We start from the raw sequence: 18,699 nt of genomic DNA on the forward strand, positions 1-18,699 counted from the left end.
TTTGGCGAAACGCACGGGATTTCTAGACACAAAAATGGATCCAAAAATTACCCGAACAGGCCGTTAGGCCTGCCATAGAGCGCCTGGATCAGCGAATGACATTAAAATGCCACCTGTCGGCTTTCCACCCTCCACACGGCGCACATAAAAACAGATCAGAGGCGTGGCTCAGGCCTGCCTTCACTCTTGCTCGGCAAACGCTTGCTCGGCATCCCAGCCCCCGCCCAGCGCAGCGATCAGCTGCACGCTGGCCACCAGCCGCCCCTGCAACAGGTTCAACACGCTGCGCTCGTTGCTCAGTGCCGTGGTCTGGACATTGACGACATCCAGATAACCGATCAGCCCGGCCCTGTACTGGTTGTCGGTCAGGCGCAACGATTCACGCGCGGCATCCAGAGCTTCCTGGCGCACGACCGCCTCGTCGCCGTAAACCTTTAGCTGTACCAGGTAATTCTCGACTTCCTTGAAGCCGTCGAGCACGGTCTGGCGGTACTGCGCCACGGTCTGGTCGTATACCGCGACCGTGCGATCAACCTCCGCGCTGCGCTTGCCGGCATCAAAGAGTGTCAGTGCCAGTTGCGGCCCTACCGACCAGTAACGGTTGGGCAACTGTATCCAGTCATTGAAGGTACTGCTGGAATAGCCACCACTCATGCTCAGGCTCAAGTCCGGGAAATACGCGGCCCGTGCCACGCCGATGCTGGCGTTGGCGGCCATCACGTTGCGTTCGGCCGAAGCGATGTCCGGGCGTCGTTCCAGCAGTTGCGACGGCAGGCTCACCGGAATCTGCGGCAACGCCGGGATGCTGTTGCTGTCGGCGAGGGCAAACTCCGCTGGGGCCTTGCCTAGCAACACGGCAATGGCGTTTTCGAACTGTGCACGTTGCCAGACCAGGTCTATCAGGTCAGCTTGGGTGGTCTTGAGCTGGGTGCGGGCCTGGGCCACGGCGTCGGGGCCAGAGACGCCTGCACGGTACTGGTTTTCGGTCATGCGCAACGACCGCTCATACGTGGCGACAGTGGCTTCCAGAAGGCGCTTCTGCTCATCGATCACGCGCAACTGCAGGTAGTTCTGTACCAGTTCAGACTGCTGGCTTAGGCGGATTGCGGCAAGGTCGGCGAAGCTTGCTTGGGCACTGGCTTCGTTGGCGTTCATGGTCTCACGCAACTTGCCCCACAGGTCGATTTCCCAGCTCACGCCAAGCTGCGCGTTGTAAGTGTTGCGAATACCGCTGCTGTTGTTGGACAGGCTGGAGCTCGAACTGCCGGTACCTTGGGCCGAGCGATTCTTGCTGGTTGTCAGGTTCAGGCTTGGGAACAACGACGCACGGCTGCTGCGCACCAGCGCTTGGGCCTGGCGGTACTGGGCTTCGGCCTGAGCCACACTCTGGTTGCTGCGGTTGAGTTCCTCGACCAAGGCGTTGAGCCCGGGGTCACCATAGATTTCCCACCAGGCGCCACGGGCGATGGCATCGGACGGGTTGGCCTGGGTCCAGCCCTCGGCCTGCTTGAACTGCGCCGGCGTGCTCAGCTCTGGGCGATGGTAGTCCGGGCTCAGGGTACAAGCGCTCAGCAGTGCTACGCACAAACCGGCACCGACCAGGCGCGAACCACGCCCGCAGGTCAGCAGTTGCAGGGCACGGTGGAGTGGAGAATGGGCAAAGTTCATAGCGGGGTATCCAGAGCGGCATCGGTGCGCACGCCGCGCCAATGGTTGAATCGATGGCGCAGGCGGTCGAGGTACAGGTACACCACCGGCGTCGTATACAGGGTCAAGACTTGGCTGAAGACCAGGCCGCCGATGATCGTAAGCCCCAGCGGCTGGCGCATTTCCGCGCCCTCGGCGCGGCTGAGCAGCAGGGGCAAGGCGCCTAGCATGGCCGCCAGCGTGGTCATCAGGATCGGCCGCAGGCGCAGCAGGCAGGCACGGCGGATCGACTCTTCAGGCGTCAGGCCCTGTTGGCGTTCCAGTTGCAGCGCCAGGTCGATCATCAGAATGGCATTCTTCTTCACCACGCCAATCAGCAGGAACAGCCCCAGCAGCGAGATCAGACTGAACTCGCCCCCGGTGACGTAAAGCGCAAGCAAGGCCCCCACGCCAGCTGAGGGCAAGGTGGAGAGTATGGTCAGCGGGTGAATGTAGCTCTCATAGAGTATGCCCAGTACCAGATACACCAGCACCAATGCGCCAAGGATCATGAACGGCTGGCCTTCCTGGGTCCTGGCGAAGGCATCTGCGGTGCCACCCAGCTTGGCAATCACCTCTTCGGGCAGACCGAGCTTGGCCACCGCCCGCTCCACCGCGGCCATTGCCTGGTCGGGGCTGTAGCCTTCGGCAATGTCGAAGGCGATGTCTTCGGCAGCGAACTGGCCCTCATGGCTGACCCGGTCGTTCGCCAGGCTGTTCTCGTAATGGGCGATGGTCGACAACGGCACGCGCGCCCCGTCGCTGGTGATCACCTGCACCTGCTCCAGGCTGCTCGGGTCCCAGGCGTATTTCTGGTTGATCTCAAGCACCACCTGGTACTGGTTGAGGCTGTCGTAGATGGTCGAGATCTGCCGTTGACTGTAGGCGTTGTTCAGTACGGTGGTGACCATGTCCATGTCGATGCCCAGGCGCTTGGCCTGGTCGCGATCGACCACCAGGGTCACCTGCTGGGTACCAGAACCGTCGCGGGCGTCGATGGCGGTCAGTTCGGGCAGCGCGCGCATGGCTGCCACCACCTTGGGGAACCACTGGCGCAACGCTGCCAGGTCGCCGCTCTGCAAGGTGTACAGGTACTGCGACGAAGTCTGGTCACGGCCACCGCCGCCCAGCTGCAGGTCCTGATCAGCCATCAGGAACAGCCGACCGCCAGGTACCTTGGGCATTTCCTTGCGCAAACGCTCGATGACCTGCTGCGCATCGATCTTGCGCTCGCTGATCGGTTTCAGGCGCACCAGCACCATGGCGTTGTTGGTACCACTGTTGCCGCCAATGAACCCGGCGACACTCTGCACGGCCGGGTCGGCCAGCAAGGCACGGCGGTAGATTTCCATCTTCGGCTGCATCACGGTGAACGACAGCCCGTCGTCACCGCGGATGAAGCCCATCAGCTGCCCGGTGTCCTGCTGCGGGATCAACGTTTTCGGCACCACCACATACAGCACGATGTTCAGGCCGATGGTCGCCAGCAGGCTGATCAAGGTCAGGCGCTTGTGGCGAAGGGCCCAACCCAGGCTGCGATCGTAGCCTTCGACCATGCGCTTGTGCAGGTTATCGCTCCAGCGCTGCAGACGCGACTGGTCGGCGCGGTGGGGCTTGAGCCAGCGGGCACAGAGCATCGGGGTCAGGGTCAGCGACACCACCAGCGAGACGATGATGGCCGCCGCCAGCGTAATCGAGAACTCCTGGAACAGGCTGCGCACGATGCCGCCCATGAACAGGATCGAAACGAACACCGCTACCAGCGAGACGTTCATCGACAGCAGGGTAAAGCCGACTTCCTTGGCGCCGAGGAACGCCGCACGCATGGGCGGCTGGCCGTCCTCGATATGCCGCGAAATGTTCTCCAGCACCACGATGGCATCGTCCACCACCAGGCCTGTGGCCAGGATCAACGCCATCAGCGACAGGTTGTTCAGTGAAAAACCGCACAGGTACATCACAGCGAAGGTACCCACCAGCGATACCGGGACCGCCAGGCTGGGGATCAACGAGGCGCGCAGGCTGCCAAGGAACAGGTAGACCACGAGGATGACCAGCCCCACGGCGATCAGCAGCGTGTGCTCGGCTTCCGTTAGAGTGGCCTTGATGACCGGCGAGCGGTCCATGGCCACGTTCAGTTGCACGCTGGCCGGCAGCAGCGACTGCAGGGCCGGCAACTGCGCGTGGATCTGGTCGACGGTCTCGATGATGTTGGCGCCGATCTGACGGTTGATCACCAACAGCACGGCACTCTGATCGTTGAAAAAGCCGCTGTTGTAGCGGTTCTCGACGCCGTCGGTGATGGTCGCCACGTCGGACAGCCGCAGTATCGTACCGTTCTCCTGCCGGATCACGATCGGTTCATAATCCTTGGCTTTTTCCAGCTGATCATTGGCCCGCACCTGCCAGCTGCGCTCGCTGTCTTCGACATAACCCATCGGCCGGCGCTGGTTGGCGTTGGCTACCGCAGTGCGCACATCGTCCAGGGCCAGGCTGTACTGGTTGAGCAGTTGCGGCTCGACGGAAATGCGCACAGCGGGCAACGAACTGCCGCCGATCTGTACTTCCCCTACCCCACTGACCTGAGCCAGGCTCTGCGACAGTATGGTGTCAGCCAGATCGTACAGCTGGCCCTTCTGCAACACGTCCGAGGTGAGCGACAGCACCATGATCGGCGCCTGCGACGGGTTGAGTTTCTTGTAGGTCGGCATGCTGCGCATGCCGCTGGGTAGCAGGTTGCGCGTGGCGTTGATCGCCGCTTGAACCTCGCGCGCGGCACCGTCGATGTCCCGCCCTTGCTCGAAGCCGATGATCACCCGGGTCGAGCCCTGGTTGGAGCTACTGGTCAGGGTGGTGACACCGGCGATACTGCCAAGCTTGCGCTCCAGCGGCGTGGCGACGGTGGAGGCCATAACCTCAGGGCTGGCGCCAGGCAGGTTGGCCTGCACCACGATCACCGGGAAGTCGATCTGTGGCAACGGCGAAACCGGCAGCAGGCCGAAACTGACGCCACCGAGCAGCATGATCGCCAGGCTCAGCAGCATGGTTGCCACAGGCCGGCGAATGAACGGGCCGGACAGGTTCATGCTTCGGCCTGCTTGGCGTCAGTGGCCGGGCGCCAGCGGCGTGCCAGGCGGTCGAAGTACAGGTAGATGACCGGCGTTGTGAACAGCGTCAGCACCTGGCTGACCAGCAAGCCGCCGACCATGACCAGGCCCAGCGGCTGGCGCAGCTCGGCGCCCGAACCAGTGGCCAGCATCAGCGGTATTGCGCCGAACAGCGCGGCCAGGGTGGTCATCAGGATCGGCCTGAAGCGCAGCAGCGCAGCCTGGTAGATGGCGTCATGCGGGCTCATGCCTTGGTTGCGCTCGGCCTCGAGGGCGAAGTCGATCATCATGATCGCGTTCTTCTTGACGATGCCGATGAGCAGGATGATGCCAATGATGGCGATCATGCCCAGGTCGTTGCCGCTGAGGATCAACGCCAGCAAGGCGCCGACCGCCGCCGACGGCAAGGTCGAAAGGATGGTGATCGGGTGAATGTAGCTCTCGTACAGTACGCCGAGCACGATATACATGGTCACCACGGCGGCAAGGATCAGCAGCAAGGTGCTCGACAGCGACGCCTGGAAGGCCTCGGCAGCCCCCTGGAAGCGGGTCTGCACCCCGATAGGCATGCCGATTTCCTGCTGTACCTGCTCGATCACCTTGACCGCTTCGCCCAGAGAAGCGCCGTGGGCCAGGTTGAACGACATCATCACAGCCGGGAACTGGCCGATGTGGGAAATCGCCAGCTGCGCCTGGCGCTGCTCGATGCGCGCCAGGGCCGACAGGCGCACCTGCCCCCCGTCACTGGCCTTGACATGGATCGACTCCAACGCCTGCGGCCCGATGCTTGCTGCATCACGCGACTGCAGCACTACCCGGTACTGGCTGGCCTGGGTATAGATGGTCGAGATCTGCCGTTGACCGAAGGCGTCATACAGGGCGTTGGTGATTTGCGACACATCGATGCCCAGGCGGCTGGCCATGTCACGGTCGATCACCAGGTACACCTGCAGCCCATTGTCCTGCAGGTCGCTGGCCACGTCCTGCAGTTCCGGGCGCTGTTGCAGCGCAGTCACCAGCTTGGCGCTCCACTGCGCGAGCAGGTCAGCATCGGGCGAGGACAAGCTGAACTGGTACTGGGTGCGGCTGACACGATCCTCGATGCTCAGGTCTTGCACCGGCTGCATGAACAGGCGGATGCCGACCAGTTTGTCGAGCTGAGGCTGCAAGCGGCTGATCACCTCGCCGGCCGTCACGTCGCGTTCGCCATGGGGCTTGAGGTTGATCAGCAGGCGCCCACTGTTGAGGGTGGCGTTGTCACCGTCCACACCGATGTAGGACGACAGGCTCTGCACGGCCGGGTCCTGCAGGATGATCGCGCTCAGCGACTGTTGGCGTTCACTCATGGCGGTGAACGAGGTGGACTGCGGCGCTTCGGAGATACCCTGGATCACCCCGGTGTCCTGCACCGGGAAGAACCCCTTGGGCACCACCATGTACAGGAAAACGGTCAGCGCCAGGCTGGCGACCGCCACCAGCAAGGTCAGCGGCTGGTGCCGGAGCACCCATTGCAGGCCACGGCCGTAGTGCTCGATCAGCCAGTCGATCCACGCACCACTGGCGCGGTAGAAGCGGCCTTGCTCCTCTTCCTTAGGTTCACGCTTGAGCAGGCGTGCGCACATCATGGGTGTCAGGGTCAGCGAGACCACCAGGGAAATCAGGATAGCCACCGCCAGCGTGATGGCGAATTCGCGGAACAGCCGGCCCACTACATCGGCCATGAACAGCAGCGGGATGAGCACGGCAATCAGCGAAAAGGTCAGGGAGATCAGGGTGAAACCGATCTGCCGCGCGCCCTTGAGCGCAGCCTGCATGGGCGTCTCGCCCTCCTCGATGTGCCGCGAGATGTTCTCCAGCATGACGATGGCGTCATCGACCACGAAACCGGTGGCGATGGTCAAGGCCATCAGGGTCAGGTTGTTGATCGAGAAGCCGGCCAGGTACATCACGCCGAAGGTGCCGATCAATGACAGCGGCACGGCAATCGACGGGATGATGGTGGCACTGACGCGGCGCAGGAAGACAAACGTCACCATCACCACCAGGACGATGGCGATCAGCAGTTCGTGCTGCACATCCTTGACCGCGGCACGGATGGTCTGGGTGCGGTCGGTCAGCACCGACACCTCGAGCCCGGCTGGCAGGTTGTCGGTGATGGACGGCAGCAGGTCCTTGATGCGATCGACCACGTCGATGACATTCGCACCGGGCTGGCGCTGGATGTTCAGCAGTACCGCCTGGCTCTGGTTGGCCCATGCTGCGAGGCGTTCGTTCTCGGCCCCGTCGACGATTTCGGCGACGTCCTTGAGGCGCAGCGGCGCACCGTTGTTGTACGCCAGGATCAGGTTGGCGTACTCCTCGGGGGAGCGCAGCTGGTCATTGGCATCGAGCATCGACACCCGGGTCGGGCCATCGAAGTTGCCTTTGGGCTGATTGACGTTGGAGGCACCGACCAGGGTACGCACGTCTTCAAGGTTCAGGCCATTGGCGGCCAACGCATCGACGTTGACCTTGATGCGCACGGCCTGGCGCTGGCCACCGGCGATGCTGACCATGCCCACGCCGCTGATCTGCGCCAGCTTCTGCGCTACACGGGTATCGACCAGGTCGTTGAGCTTGGGCAACGGCATGGTCTTGCTGGAAATGGCCAGGGTCAACACCGGAGTATCGGCAGGGTTGACCTTGTTGTACACCGGAGGGGCCGGCAGGTCGCTGGGCAACAGGTTGCTGGCGGCGTTGATCGCAGCCTGTACCTGTTGCTCGGCGACGTCCATGTTCATGTCCAGGCTGAAGCGCAGGGTCAGCACCGAGGCACCGCCAGAACTGGTCGATGCCATCTGGGTCAGGCCCGGCATCTGGCCGAACTGGCGCTCGAGCGGCGCCGTGACGGCACTGGTCATCACCTGCGGGCTGGCGCCCGGATACAGGGTCATGACCCGGATGGTCGGGTAATCGACCTGCGGCAAAGCCGAAACCGGCAGCAGCGTGTACGCGATCAGGCCGGCCAGCACGATGGCCAGCATGCTCAGCGTGGTGGCGACCGGGCGAAGGATGAACAGACGCGACAGGTTCATGCGCCCGCCTTGCCTGCCGCTTCGCTGGTCTGGGCCGAGCCTTTGCTGTCCTGCCCCTGCAGGTGCTGGCCAGGCGTGGCCGGTACCTGCGAGCTGTCCTCAACCACGTCGACCTTGGAGCCCTCGCGCAGACGGTCGGTGCCTTCAAGCACCAGGCGGTCACCCGCCTTCAGGCCTTCGAGGATGACACTGTTCTCACCGTCACTGGGGCCAACCTTGAGCTTGCGCACATTCACCGTGTTGTCAGCCGTAACGACATAGGCGAAGGTGCCGTCATTGCCGAACTGGATGGCCGCCGCCGGGGCCATGACGACCTGCTTGAGGGTGTCGGCCAACAGGCGCACGTTGACGAACTGGTTGGGGAACAGCGCCATGTCCTTGTTCTCGAAACGGCCTTTGAACTTCAGGGTGCCGGTGGTGATGTCTATCTGGTTGTCGATGCTGGCCAGCACACCCGTGGACTGCAGTTTGCTGTCGCCACGGTCCCAGGCCTCGACCGGCAGGCTTGCACCGCTGCGATAGCGCTCCAGAACCGTGGTCAGCTCGGTTTCCGGCAAGGTGAACGCGACGCTGATCGGTTCGGTCTGGGTGATGACCACCAAGGCGGTGGTGTCATTGGCCGCCACCAGGTTGCCCAGGTCGAGCTGACGCAGCCCCACCCGGCCACTGATCGGCGCGCGGATCTGGGTGAATTCGAGGTTCAGGCGGGCATCGTTGACCTGAGCCTGGTTGGTTTTTACAAGCCCTTGGAACTGCGCCACCTGGGCTTGGGACGTATCGAGTGTCTGCTTGGCGATGCTGTCCTCGGCGTACAGGCCTTTATACCGCGCCAGGTCGACCTGGGCGTTCTTGAGCTGTGCCTGGTTCTGCGCCAGCGTACCTTCGGCCTGCTGCAGCGCGATGCGGTAGGAGCGCGGGTCGATCTCGGCGAGCAAGTCGCCAGCCTTGACCTGCTGGCCCTCCTTGAAGTGGATTTTCACCAGCTCACCGGCAACGCGGCTCCGTACGTTGACGGTGTTGGTCGCGGTGACCGTGCCAAGCGCCTTGTAGTAGAGCGGGAAGTCGCCCAGCCGTGCAGGTTCCACGCGCACGGGCACTGCCTCTGTAGAGCCCCCGAAACCGGGGCGCCCCATGCCGATGCCCATTCCTTTGCCCGGCCGCCCGCCGCCCGGTTCATGTTGGCCAGGCGTTGCAGCGGGCCACAACCACCAGGCCAGCAAGGCCACCAGCAGCAGGATCAGCAGGCCAACCAGCCAGCGACGAGGGGATCGGGAGACGGAAACTTGCATGGGTTGAACGAACCTTGTTCGGAATGACGACTGGGGAAGGTGAACGATAAGCACTGGCACTCTTTTAGCAAAGGCCCTTTACCAGAGGTTTACCTTTGCCTGACGTTGCCAAGAGTTTGAACTTTAAATGAAAACGGCCCGGAGTGTGTTCCGGGCCGTTACAGGGTGTTGCTTGGAAAGGCAAGGCGCTGGAGAGTTCCGCAGCCGGAGCCGGGAACATGGCCTGCCCCAGGCTCAATGCCAGGCAGCGATGGGCCGCGTCAGCATCCCTGACAAGCCCCGCTGACTGGCATCAGCCCTATGCGCTCCTTACTTCAATACCGCCAGGGCCGCGTCGTAGTTCGGCTCGTCAGCGATTTCGCCAACCAGCTCGCTGTGCAGCACCTTGTCGTTTTCGTCCAGCACCACCACGGCACGCGCAGCCAGGCCAGCCAGCGGGCCGTCAGCGATGGCCACACCGTAGTTTTCGAGGAACTCGCGACCACGCAGGGTCGACAGGTTCTTCACGTTCTCCAGGCCTTCAGCGCCGCAGAAGCGCGCCTGGGCGAACGGCAGGTCCGCGGAGATGCACAGCACCACGGTGTTGGCCACATCGTTGGCCTGAGCGTTGAACTTGCGCACCGAGGTGGCGCAGGTCGGGGTGTCGACGCTTGGGAAGATGTTCAGCACCTTGCGCTTGCCGGCGAAGTCCTTCAGCGACTTGTCGGCCAGGCCTTCACCTACCAAGGAAAAGGCGGGAGCCTGGGCGCCGGCCTGCGGCAGCTCGCCGTTGACCTGAACCGGGTTGCCTTTGAGAGTCACTTGAGCCATGGACGAAATCCTTATGCGGGGTTTGAAAAGGACACTGAGTTAAGCATGAAGGCGCCCGGGTGCCTATGGGGTTCGATGAAATTGTTCTATCGCCTGACAGTTTTTGTGGACAAAAAAATGTCCGGGTTGCACCAGGCAGCCCGGACATTGATCAGCGCGAAGGACGGGTCAGCCCAGCAGGCCGTATACCACAGACGTCAGCGCGACCAGGCCAACCACCACAACGAAGACGTTGGACAGCGCGCCACTGTACTTGTGCATCGACGGCACACGGCGGATCGCGTACATCGGCATCAGGAACAGCAGCACGGCGATGATCGGGCCACCCAGCGACTCGATCATGCCCAGGATGCTCGGGTTCAGGGTGGCGACGATCCAGCACACCACCAGCATCAGCGCGGCGACCACACGGTCCAGCACCTTGGCGCCCGGGCGTGCGCCGGTCTTGGCGATAATGCCCTTCAGGCCCTCGCTGGCACCGATGTAGTGCCCCAGGAACGACTTGGCGATGGCGACGAAGGCGATCAGCGGCGCGGCGAAAGCGATCGTCGGGTTACTGAAGTGGTTGGCCAGGTAAGACAGGATCGACAGGTTCTGCGCTTTGGCTTCAGCCAATTGAGCGCTGTCGAGGGTCAGTACGCAGCTGAACACGAAGAACAGCACCATGGCCACCATCAGCAGGTGCGCGCGGGCCAGGATCTGGCCGCTGCGCTCGTCAGCGTGGTCGCCATACCGGCGTTTCTGGTCCACGGCAAAGGCCGAGATGATCGGCGAGTGGTTGAACGAGAACACCATCACCGGGATCGCCAGCCACACGGTGTGCAGGAAAGCCGAGCCCGATGGCAACTGAGAAGCGCTGTCGAGGATCCCCCCGGTCCAGTGCGGAACCAGGTAAAGGCCCAGCAGCGCCAGGGCGACGATGAACGGGTACACCAGCAGGCTCATGACTTTCACCGTGGCCTGCTCACCGCAGCGTACGATGGCCAGAAGACCGAGGATCAGCACGAACGACAATAACGCCCGCGGCGGCGGGGTCATGTGCAACTGGTGCTCCATGAAGCTGGCGACAGTGTTGGTCAGCGCCACGCTGTAGATGAGCAGGATCGGGAAGATGGCGAAAAAGTACAGCACGGTGATCAATGCACCGGCCTTGATGCCGAAATGCTCTTGCACCACGTCCGTGATGTCACCGTCACCGCGCCCGGACAGTACGAACCGGGTCAGGCCGCGGTGGGCGAAATAGGTCATCGGGAAGGCCAGTGCGGCGAGAATCAGCAGCGGCCAGAAACCACCGAGGCCCGCATTGATCGGCAGGAACAAGGTGCCTGCGCCGATGGCGGTGCCAAACAGCCCCAGCATCCAGGTAGTGTCATGACGGGACCAGCTGCCAAGGGCAGCCGGGGTCGATTCGAAGCGTTGATCAACGCTTGGGGCCTGCTCGTTCATTCCGGGTGCAACTCCACTCGCAAGACTGCAACAGGGCTGGGAATGGCGAAACAGAGGCCTCGCACACCCCAACCAGAAAAGAGGGGCGCGATTGTGCACTGAAACCGTGCGGATGCGAAGCCCCGCCCGAGGGACGGTTGCACTTGTCTTTACAAGCGGGTTGCACTAGGAGGTCAGTTTGGGGCGCTGTCGCGCCTCAAGGCCGCTCCTGCGGGCGCTCGCGAGGCCTTGCAGGAGCGGTATGGCGCAGTGTTACTGCTGAACGGCAGCGAACGCTTCGGCAACCCGTTGCAGGTTGGCAGGGCGCAGGCCGGACATGCACACCCGGCCGCTGTCGATCAGGTACACCCCGAACTCGTCGCGCAGGCGATGGACCTGCTCGACACTGAAACCGGTGTAGCTGAACATCCCACGTTGGCGCAGGAAGAACTGGAAGTCCTGGCCTGGCAGCAACACGGCCAGCGCATCGACCAGCGCCTGGCGCATATCAAGGATGCGCTTGCGCATCACCTCGACTTCAGCGGCCCACTGCGCATTCAGCTCAGCATCGCCGAGCACGCCAGCCACCAGCTGAGCACCGAAGTTGGGCGGGCTGGAGTAGTTGCGCCGTACAGTCGCCTTGAGCTGGCCAAGCACGCTTTGGGTGGTGTCTTCATCGTCGCAGACGACCGACAGGCCCCCTACCCGCTCACCGTACAGCGAGAAGATCTTCGAGAACGAGTTGCTGACCAGGCAAGGTACGCCGGCCCGGGCCATTTCGCGGATGGCGTACGCGTCTTCCACCAGCCCCTCGCCGAAGCCCTGGTAGGCGATGTCGAGGAACGGGATCAACTGGCGCGCCTTGACCACTTCCACCACTTGCTGCCACTGGTGCTGGGTAAGATCGGCACCGGTGGGGTTATGGCAGCACGGATGCAGCAGCACGACACTGTTGCCAGGCAATGTCTGCAAAGTCGCCAGCATGCCGTCGAAGTCCACGCCACGGCTGGCCTGGTCGAAGTACGGATAGCTGTGCACCTTGAACCCTGCACCTTCGAAGATGGCGCGGTGGTTGTCCCAGGTCGGGTTGCTGACCCAGACTTCGGAGGCCGGGAAGTAACGCTTGAGGAAATCGGCGCCGACCTTGAGCGCGCCGGAGCCGCCGACGGTCTGCACGGTCGCCACGCGCTTGCCGGTCACGGCTGGGTGGTCGGCACCGAACAGCAGCGCCTGGATCGCCTGGCGATAACTGGCCAGGCCTTCCATCGGCAGGTACAGCGAGGCCTCGTGGGCCACGCCGGCGATGCGTTTTTCAACGGCATCCACTGCTTCGAGCTGCGGCACCACGCCGGCCTCATCGTAATAAAGGCCGATACTCAGGTTGACCTTGTCGGCGCGCGGGTCGGCCTTGAAGGTTTCCATCAACGAGAGGATCGGGTCGCCGGCATAGGCATCGACATGTTTGAACACAGCGTGCAGCTCCTTGGATCAGGACAGTTCGGAAAGGCTCAGGTGAGGATACCCGGAGTCGGCGGGCAGGAACATCACCTATTGTGCAAGGTTGTCTATGCAAGATTGCACAGCGCTCATTTGCGGCATGTCAGCCCGCCAGCGCCTTGAGCGCCTGCAGCTCACGCTCAGTCACTGCCACCCCTTCACGCTGGGCAATTTCCCGCTCCCGGTAGCGCCGCTCGCCCGGCATGCGCGACACCCCCACGGCCTGCATCTGCTCGACCAGCGCCCGGCTGCGTTGCGCAAACCGCTCGCCTTCTGCCTTGCTCGGGTCGATGACGATGATCAGCTGCCCGGTCCACGGTGTTTTCGCCCCAGGGTGGCTCGCCCAGTCGAATTCCCAAGAGAAATGCCCCCCAGTCAGCGCCGCCGCCAGTAGCTCGACCATCATCGACAATGCAGAGCCCTTGTGCCCGCCGAAGGGCAGCAGCGCACCGCCTTGCAGAATGGCCGTGGGGTCGGTGGTCGGCTGGCCGTCGGCGTCCACGCCCATGCCCTCCGCCAACGGTTGGCCGGCCCGCGCAGCGATCTGCACGTCCCCGTGGGCCATGGCGCTGGTGGCCATGTCAAAGACGATAGGGTCATGCCCCGCGCACGGCGCGGCAAAGGCAATCGGGTTGGTGCCGAACAACGGCTTGTGGGCACCGTGTGGCACCACACAGGTCATGCTGTTGACCACGCTCAGGGCCACCAGCCCCTCATCGGCAAACGGCTCCACATCGGGCCACAGCGCTGCGAAATGGTGTGAGTTGTGAATCGCCAGTACCGCGATACCGGCGCTGCGGGCCTTTTCGACCAGCAGTGCACGCGCCGCGGCCAGGGCCGGCTGGGCAAAGCCACCGCCAGCGTCGACCCGAACGAAACCGGCCGCGACGTCGACCACCTGGGGTATCGCACCGCCATTCACCCAGCCGCTGGCCAGGGTCGAGACATAGCCAGGCACACGAAACACCCCGTGACTGTGGGCACCATCACGCTGTGCGCTGGCGCAATTGTGGGCGAGGACGTCGGCCACCGCCGCACTGCAGCCGTGACGCTGGAAGATCGCTTGCAACAACCCCTGCAGTTCGGCGAATGGCATGCGCACGGCGGGGTGGGTGGAAGGTGCAGACATCTGAAGCTCCTTTCTTGGAATTGGAATGGCGACAGCGTGGGCAGCGACAAAAACTTTCCGGCATGTGACAGCTATCTGTCAAATATTGACGGCATGACAGAAAACATTCATCTTCTGCTCACGCCTCGCCGGGAGCAACAGCATGAGCCAACCGATCAGACAACGCCTGGAACACAGCCTGCAAGCCGCGACTGCTTCTGGCCACAAGATCGCCAGCTACATGCTCGCCAATCTCCATGAGCTGCCGTTCCAGACCTCGGCCAGCATTGCCGCCAAGCTCGGCGTCAGCGAATCCAGTGTCGGGCGTTTCTGCCGCTCCCTCGGTTATGCCCATCTCAAGGCGCTCAAGCAAGACCTTCAGAGCGACCTGGGTGATGGCCCATGGCTGGTGGGCGACCGCCTGCAGGAATACCGCCAGCAGCACGACGACAACACCCGCGCAGGCAGCCTTGAACTGGAAATTGCCGCGCTGGTACGGGTGCATGAATACAGCCGCAGCGAACCCTGGCACACAGCCGCGCAGCGCTTGGCAGACAGGCCGCGGGTATTCATTGCCGGTTTCCAGACCGAGCGTGGTGTGGCCCAGTGCATGGCCCACCTGCTGCACTACCTGCGCGACGGCGTTCAGGTGGTCGACGGCAGCGCCGGGCACTTTGGCGAGGTGCTGCTCGGGCGCCCGGAAAACAGCGCGTTGGTGGTGTTCGAGGCGCGCCGCTATTCCCGCCATGCCCTGCTGTTGTGCCAGAAGGCCCGCCAGGCGGGCATACCGGTCACGCTGGTGACCGATACCTTCTGCGACTGGGCCGACGCCAATGCCGACGAGGTCTTCCGCATCCCCACCGAATTCAACCTGTTCTGGGAGTCCACCTCGGCCATGCTGTCGTGGGTGCACCTCATGGTCAACGAGGTCTGCAAGAAGCTCGGGCCTGATGTTGAAAAACGCTTGGAAGCGACTGCCGCTCTACATAACGAATTCGTCGGCTACACGACGGGAAAACAACAATAGCAAGAGTGCAAGAGGTGCGAGATGAACAAGACCATGGCTATGGTGGGTGCATGTGCCCTGCTGCTGGCGGCTAACGCCAGCGCCGAAACCCTGCGCTTCGCCACCGAGGGGGCCTACCCGCCCTTCAACTATGTGGATGCCGACAACCAATTGCATGGTTTCGACATCGACATCACCCACGCCCTGTGCGAGCAGATGAAAGTCGAATGCACCCTGGTGGCTCAGGACTGGGAAGGCATCATTCCGGCCTTGATGGCACGCAAGTACGATGCGGTGGTGGCCTCGATGATCGATACCCAGGAGCGGCGCAAGAAAATCGCCTTCACCGACCACTACTACCGTACCCCGCTGACCGTTGCCGTGGCCAAGGACAGCAAGATCAGTGATGCGCAGACCACCTTCGAAGGCTACACCGTGGGCGCCCAGTCGTCCTCGACCCAGGCGATCTACGCCGAAGATGTGTATGGCAAGGCGGGAGCTGACGTGAAGCTCTACCCCACCATGGACGAGGCCAATGCCGACCTCGCCGCCGGCCGCCTGGACGGGGTGATCGCCGACAAGTTTCCGCTGCATGAGTGGATGAACAAGAACGGTCAGGATTGCTGCAAGGTGTTGGGTGACGTAGCCGGGACCAAGGCCGATGCCGCCATCGCCGTGCGCAAGGACGATGAAGCACTGCGCCAGCGCCTGAATACGGCATTGGCGCAAATCGTCGCCAACGGTACCTACCAGAAAATCGCCAGCAAGTACTTCGACTTCGATATCTACAACTGACTGTCAGGGCCCCATCGCCGGCAAGCCGGCTCCCACAGATTCGCGGCTGTGGCCCATCGGTGGCGCCCGGCTTACCACCGGCCTCCAAGGCTGTCAGGTATCGGTGGGGCAGGCTTGCCACCGGCCTCGAGGGCGATGAGGTATCGGTGGGAGCCGGCTTGCCGGCGATGGGGCCTGGCCAGTCAACACAAGGGATATGCCATGCTCGAACAATTGTCCTTGCTGTCCTTCGCCAGTGGTGGCTGGGGCCAGGCGCTGCTGGCCGGCGCTCTGGTGACCGTGTCACTGGCTCTCGCCTGCCTGCCCATCGGCTTGCCTCTAGGGCTTGCCGTAGCCCTGGCGGCGCGCTCACGCAAGCGCCTGGTGCGCGCCTGGTCCACCACGTTCTCCACCGTGTTCCGCGGCCTGCCCGAACTGCTGACCCTGCTGATCATCTATTACGGTTGCCAGATCGCCGCCCAACAACTGCTGGCCGCCATGGGCTATCAAGGTGAGTTCCTGATCAATACCTTCCTGGCAGCGATGATCGCTTTCAGCCTGGTGTTCGCCGCCTTTTCCAGCGAAATCTGGCTGGCCGCTTTCAAGACCCTGCCCAAAGGCCAGCTTGAAGCCTGTGCGGCCCTGGGCCTGCGCAAGCGCACCGCATTCTTCAAGGTGGTACTGCCACAACTGACGCGCATCGCTCTGCCAGGGCTCTCCAACAACTGGCTGTCGTTGCTCAAGGATACCTCGCTGGTCTCGACCATCTCGCTGGTCGACCTGATGCGCCAGACCAACCTTGCGGTCAGCGTGACCAAAGAACCGATGTTCTTCTACGGGGTCGCCTGCCTGGGTTACCTGCTGTTCTCGGCCCTGTCGGGACGGGTATTCGCCTACATCGAACGGCGCAGCAACCGCCACCTGCAAGGAGCACGCGCATGAATACCGAACAATGGCTGAGCCTGGTACTAGACCCTGACCTGCTGGAGCGCTACGGCCCACGGTTCATCGACGGGCTGCTGGTAACGGCCAAACTGGTGGCGATTTCCTTTACCCTCGGCGCCGTGCTCGGCCTGCTGCTGGCCCTGGCCCGGATGTCGCGCAAACTGCTGCTGCAACGCCTGGCGGCCGGCTACATCTATTTCTTCCGTGGCTCCCCCCTGCTGGCCCAACTGTTTCTGCTGTACTACGGGCTTGGTTCGCTGAAGGGCTTCTGGCAGGACCTTGGCCTCTGGTGGTTCTTCCGCGAAGCCTGGTTCTGCACCCTGCTGGCCTTCACCCTGAACACTGCCGCCTACCAGGCCGAAATCTTCCGCGGCAGCCTGATGGCAGTGGCCCCGGGGCAGTACGAAGCGGCCAGGGCTTTGAACCTCAAACGCTCCACCACCTTCTTCAAGGTCATCTTGCCGCAATCCTTGCTGGTGGCCATCGGCCCGCTGGGCAACGAACTGATTCTGATGATCAAGGCCAGCGCCATCGCCTCGCTGGTGACTATCTACGACCTGATGGGCGTGACCAAATTGGCGTTTTCGCGCAGCTTCGACTTCCAGATCTACCTGTGGGCCGCCGTCCTCTATCTGGTGATCGTCGAACTGGTGCGGCGCCTGCTCAAACACCTGGAGGCCCGCCTGGGCCGCCACCTGAATTGACCGAAGGATACAATCATGCATTGCCAGACCCTTGTCCTGGGCGCCGGTATCGTCGGCGTCAGCACCGCGCTGCATCTGCAGGCCCGCGGGCGCCAGGTGATCCTGATCGACCGCGATGAACCCGGATGCGGCACCAGCCATGGCAACGCCGGGCTGATCGAACGCTCCAGCGTCATCCCCTATGCCTTCCCCCGCCAATTCGCAGCCCTGCTGCGCTATGGCCTGAACCGCCAACCGGACGTGCGCTACAGCCTGCTGCACCTGCCCAAAGCCGCGCCCTGGTTGCTGCGCTATTGGCGGCAGTCGGCACCGGGGCGGCTGGCCGAGGCCGCAGCCGACATGCTGCCGCTGGTCCAACGCTGCGTCGAAGAACATGACGCCCTGATTGCCGCCGCGGGGCTCCAAAGCCTGGTTCAGGCCAAGGGCTGGATCGAGGTGTACCGCGACCCGGCACTGTTCGAGCAGGCCAAGGCCGAGGTCAAGGGCCTTGCACGCTACGGCCTGCATTATGAACTGCTTGAACGTGATCAACTGCAGGCACGCGAGCACCAGCTCGACAGCGCCGTCGTTGGCGGCATCCATTGGCTCGACCCCAAGACCGTGACCAACCCCGGCGCCCTCACCCGTGGTTATGCTGCGCTATTCGTCCAGCGCGGCGGGCAGTTCCTGCATGGCGATGCGCGCAGCCTGCGCCAGGTCGGCAGCCAATGGCGGGTCGAAAGCCAGCGTGGGCCGGTCACGGCCGACGAAGTGGTGGCGTGCCTTGGCCCACAGTCGGCAGACCTTTATGAGCGCCTGGGCTATACGATCCCGATGGGCATCAAGCGCGGCTACCACATGCACTACGGCACCCGTAACGGCGCGCAGTTGCACCACGCGATCTGCGATACCCAGGGCGGCTACGTGCTGGCACCGATGGCCGCCGGCATACGCCTGACCACCGGCATCGAGTTCGCTGCCAGCAGCGCCCCGGGAAACGAAATTCAGCTCAAGCGCTGCGAAGCGCTCGCGCGCGCGCTGTTCCCGGCCCTGGGTGAGCGCCTGGATGACACCCCGTGGCTGGGCCGTCGGCCCTGCCTGCCGGACATGCGCCCGGTGATCGGCCCGGCGCCGCGGCACAAGGGCCTGTGGTTCAACTTCGGCCACGCCCACCACGGCCTGACGCTGGGCCCCGTCACTGGCCGCTTGGTGGCTGAGCTGCTCACGGGCGAGCGCCCTTTCACCGACCCTGCGCCTTACAGCGCGGCACGTTTCGACTGACACCACGCGGGAGA

13 protein-coding genes are annotated in these 18,699 nt (G+C 63.3%); 5 read left to right on the forward strand and 8 right to left on the reverse strand.

Going from position 1 to position 18,699, the window contains the following annotated elements:
* Positions 1-180: 180 nt before the first annotated feature.
* From ACIPZH_RS21615 to ACIPZH_RS21650, 8 genes are all read right to left on the reverse strand, one after another.
* Complete coding sequence (locus ACIPZH_RS21615; protein WP_400637763.1) at positions 181-1,668, reverse strand: efflux transporter outer membrane subunit; 1,488 nt, start codon at positions 1,666-1,668, stop codon at positions 181-183.
* Positions 1,665-4,772 carry an efflux RND transporter permease subunit gene (locus tag ACIPZH_RS21620; RefSeq protein ID WP_400637764.1) on the reverse strand — a complete coding sequence of 1,036 codons (3,108 nt, stop codon included), beginning with the start codon at positions 4,770-4,772 and terminating at the stop codon, positions 1,665-1,667. Before ACIPZH_RS21620 ends, ACIPZH_RS21615 begins: the two co-directional genes overlap by 4 nt.
* A complete protein-coding gene (locus ACIPZH_RS21625) occupies positions 4,769-7,867 on the reverse strand; it encodes an MdtB/MuxB family multidrug efflux RND transporter permease subunit (RefSeq protein ID WP_400637766.1) in 3,099 nt (1,032 codons plus the stop codon). The genes ACIPZH_RS21620 and ACIPZH_RS21625 overlap by 4 nt, the downstream gene beginning before the upstream one ends.
* Positions 7,864-9,156 (reverse strand): MdtA/MuxA family multidrug efflux RND transporter periplasmic adaptor subunit, encoded by a 1,293-nt coding sequence (locus ACIPZH_RS21630; RefSeq protein ID WP_400637767.1) that lies wholly within the window; start codon positions 9,154-9,156, stop codon positions 7,864-7,866. Before ACIPZH_RS21630 ends, ACIPZH_RS21625 begins: the two co-directional genes overlap by 4 nt.
* A gap of 309 nt (positions 9,157-9,465) precedes the next feature.
* Positions 9,466-9,966, reverse strand: a complete 501-nt coding sequence (gene tpx, locus ACIPZH_RS21635) for a thiol peroxidase (RefSeq protein WP_267816216.1) — start codon at positions 9,964-9,966, stop codon at positions 9,466-9,468.
* A gap of 168 nt (positions 9,967-10,134) precedes the next feature.
* Positions 10,135-11,412, reverse strand: a complete 1,278-nt coding sequence (locus ACIPZH_RS21640; protein ID WP_400629019.1) for a serine/threonine transporter — start codon at positions 11,410-11,412, stop codon at positions 10,135-10,137.
* Between the two features lie 252 nt (positions 11,413-11,664).
* Positions 11,665-12,861 carry an aromatic amino acid transaminase gene (locus ACIPZH_RS21645; protein ID WP_400637768.1) on the reverse strand — a complete coding sequence of 399 codons (1,197 nt, stop codon included), beginning with the start codon at positions 12,859-12,861 and terminating at the stop codon, positions 11,665-11,667.
* 130 nt (positions 12,862-12,991) lie between these two features.
* Positions 12,992-14,017, reverse strand: coding sequence for an Ldh family oxidoreductase (locus tag ACIPZH_RS21650; RefSeq protein WP_400637770.1), 1,026 nt, complete (start codon positions 14,015-14,017; stop codon positions 12,992-12,994).
* Positions 14,018-14,159: 142 nt separating this feature from the next.
* Here ACIPZH_RS21650 and ACIPZH_RS21655 point away from each other — a divergent pair, with 142 nt between their 5' ends.
* The 5 genes from ACIPZH_RS21655 (at position 14,160) to ACIPZH_RS21675 (ending at position 18,685) form a co-directional block, all read left to right on the forward strand.
* Positions 14,160-15,023 carry a MurR/RpiR family transcriptional regulator gene (locus ACIPZH_RS21655; RefSeq protein WP_241803567.1) on the forward strand — a complete coding sequence of 288 codons (864 nt, stop codon included), beginning with the start codon at positions 14,160-14,162 and terminating at the stop codon, positions 15,021-15,023.
* Between the two features lie 21 nt (positions 15,024-15,044).
* A complete protein-coding gene (locus ACIPZH_RS21660; protein WP_267816224.1) occupies positions 15,045-15,797 on the forward strand; it encodes a transporter substrate-binding domain-containing protein in 753 nt (250 codons plus the stop codon).
* Between the two features lie 201 nt (positions 15,798-15,998).
* Positions 15,999-16,718 carry an ABC transporter permease gene (locus ACIPZH_RS21665; RefSeq protein ID WP_400637771.1) on the forward strand — a complete coding sequence of 240 codons (720 nt, stop codon included), beginning with the start codon at positions 15,999-16,001 and terminating at the stop codon, positions 16,716-16,718.
* Entirely contained in the window at positions 16,715-17,425 is a 711-nt protein-coding gene (locus ACIPZH_RS21670) for an ABC transporter permease (protein WP_241803570.1), read from the forward strand. The genes ACIPZH_RS21665 and ACIPZH_RS21670 overlap by 4 nt, the downstream gene beginning before the upstream one ends.
* A gap of 15 nt (positions 17,426-17,440) precedes the next feature.
* Positions 17,441-18,685 carry an FAD-dependent oxidoreductase gene (locus ACIPZH_RS21675; RefSeq protein WP_400637774.1) on the forward strand — a complete coding sequence of 415 codons (1,245 nt, stop codon included), beginning with the start codon at positions 17,441-17,443 and terminating at the stop codon, positions 18,683-18,685.
* Positions 18,686-18,699 lie beyond the last annotated feature (14 nt).

This window comes from Pseudomonas sp. NPDC089758 (genome assembly GCF_044748705.1).
In the GTDB taxonomy this organism is placed as follows: domain Bacteria; phylum Pseudomonadota; class Gammaproteobacteria; order Pseudomonadales; family Pseudomonadaceae; genus Aquipseudomonas; species Aquipseudomonas putida_X.

Coding starts and splice junctions, on each gene's coding strand:
- ACIPZH_RS21625 (WP_400637766.1), bottom strand. CDS start 7,867: ATGAACCTGTCGCGTCTGTTCATCCTTCGCCCGGTCGCCACCACGCTG.
- ACIPZH_RS21620 (WP_400637764.1), bottom strand. CDS start 4,772: ATGAACCTGTCCGGCCCGTTCATTCGCCGGCCTGTGGCAACCATGCTG.
- ACIPZH_RS21630 (WP_400637767.1), bottom strand. CDS start 9,156: ATGCAAGTTTCCGTCTCCCGATCCCCTCGTCGCTGGCTGGTTGGCCTG.
- ACIPZH_RS21615 (WP_400637763.1), bottom strand. CDS start 1,668: ATGAACTTTGCCCATTCTCCACTCCACCGTGCCCTGCAACTGCTGACC.
- ACIPZH_RS21660 (WP_267816224.1), top strand. CDS start 15,045: ATGAACAAGACCATGGCTATGGTGGGTGCATGTGCCCTGCTGCTGGCG.
- ACIPZH_RS21640 (WP_400629019.1), bottom strand. CDS start 11,412: ATGAACGAGCAGGCCCCAAGCGTTGATCAACGCTTCGAATCGACCCCG.
- tpx (WP_267816216.1), bottom strand. CDS start 9,966: ATGGCTCAAGTGACTCTCAAAGGCAACCCGGTTCAGGTCAACGGCGAG.
- ACIPZH_RS21655 (WP_241803567.1), top strand. CDS start 14,160: ATGAGCCAACCGATCAGACAACGCCTGGAACACAGCCTGCAAGCCGCG.
- ACIPZH_RS21650 (WP_400637770.1), bottom strand. CDS start 14,017: ATGTCTGCACCTTCCACCCACCCCGCCGTGCGCATGCCATTCGCCGAA.
- ACIPZH_RS21675 (WP_400637774.1), top strand. CDS start 17,441: ATGCATTGCCAGACCCTTGTCCTGGGCGCCGGTATCGTCGGCGTCAGC.
- ACIPZH_RS21665 (WP_400637771.1), top strand. CDS start 15,999: ATGCTCGAACAATTGTCCTTGCTGTCCTTCGCCAGTGGTGGCTGGGGC.
- ACIPZH_RS21670 (WP_241803570.1), top strand. CDS start 16,715: ATGAATACCGAACAATGGCTGAGCCTGGTACTAGACCCTGACCTGCTG.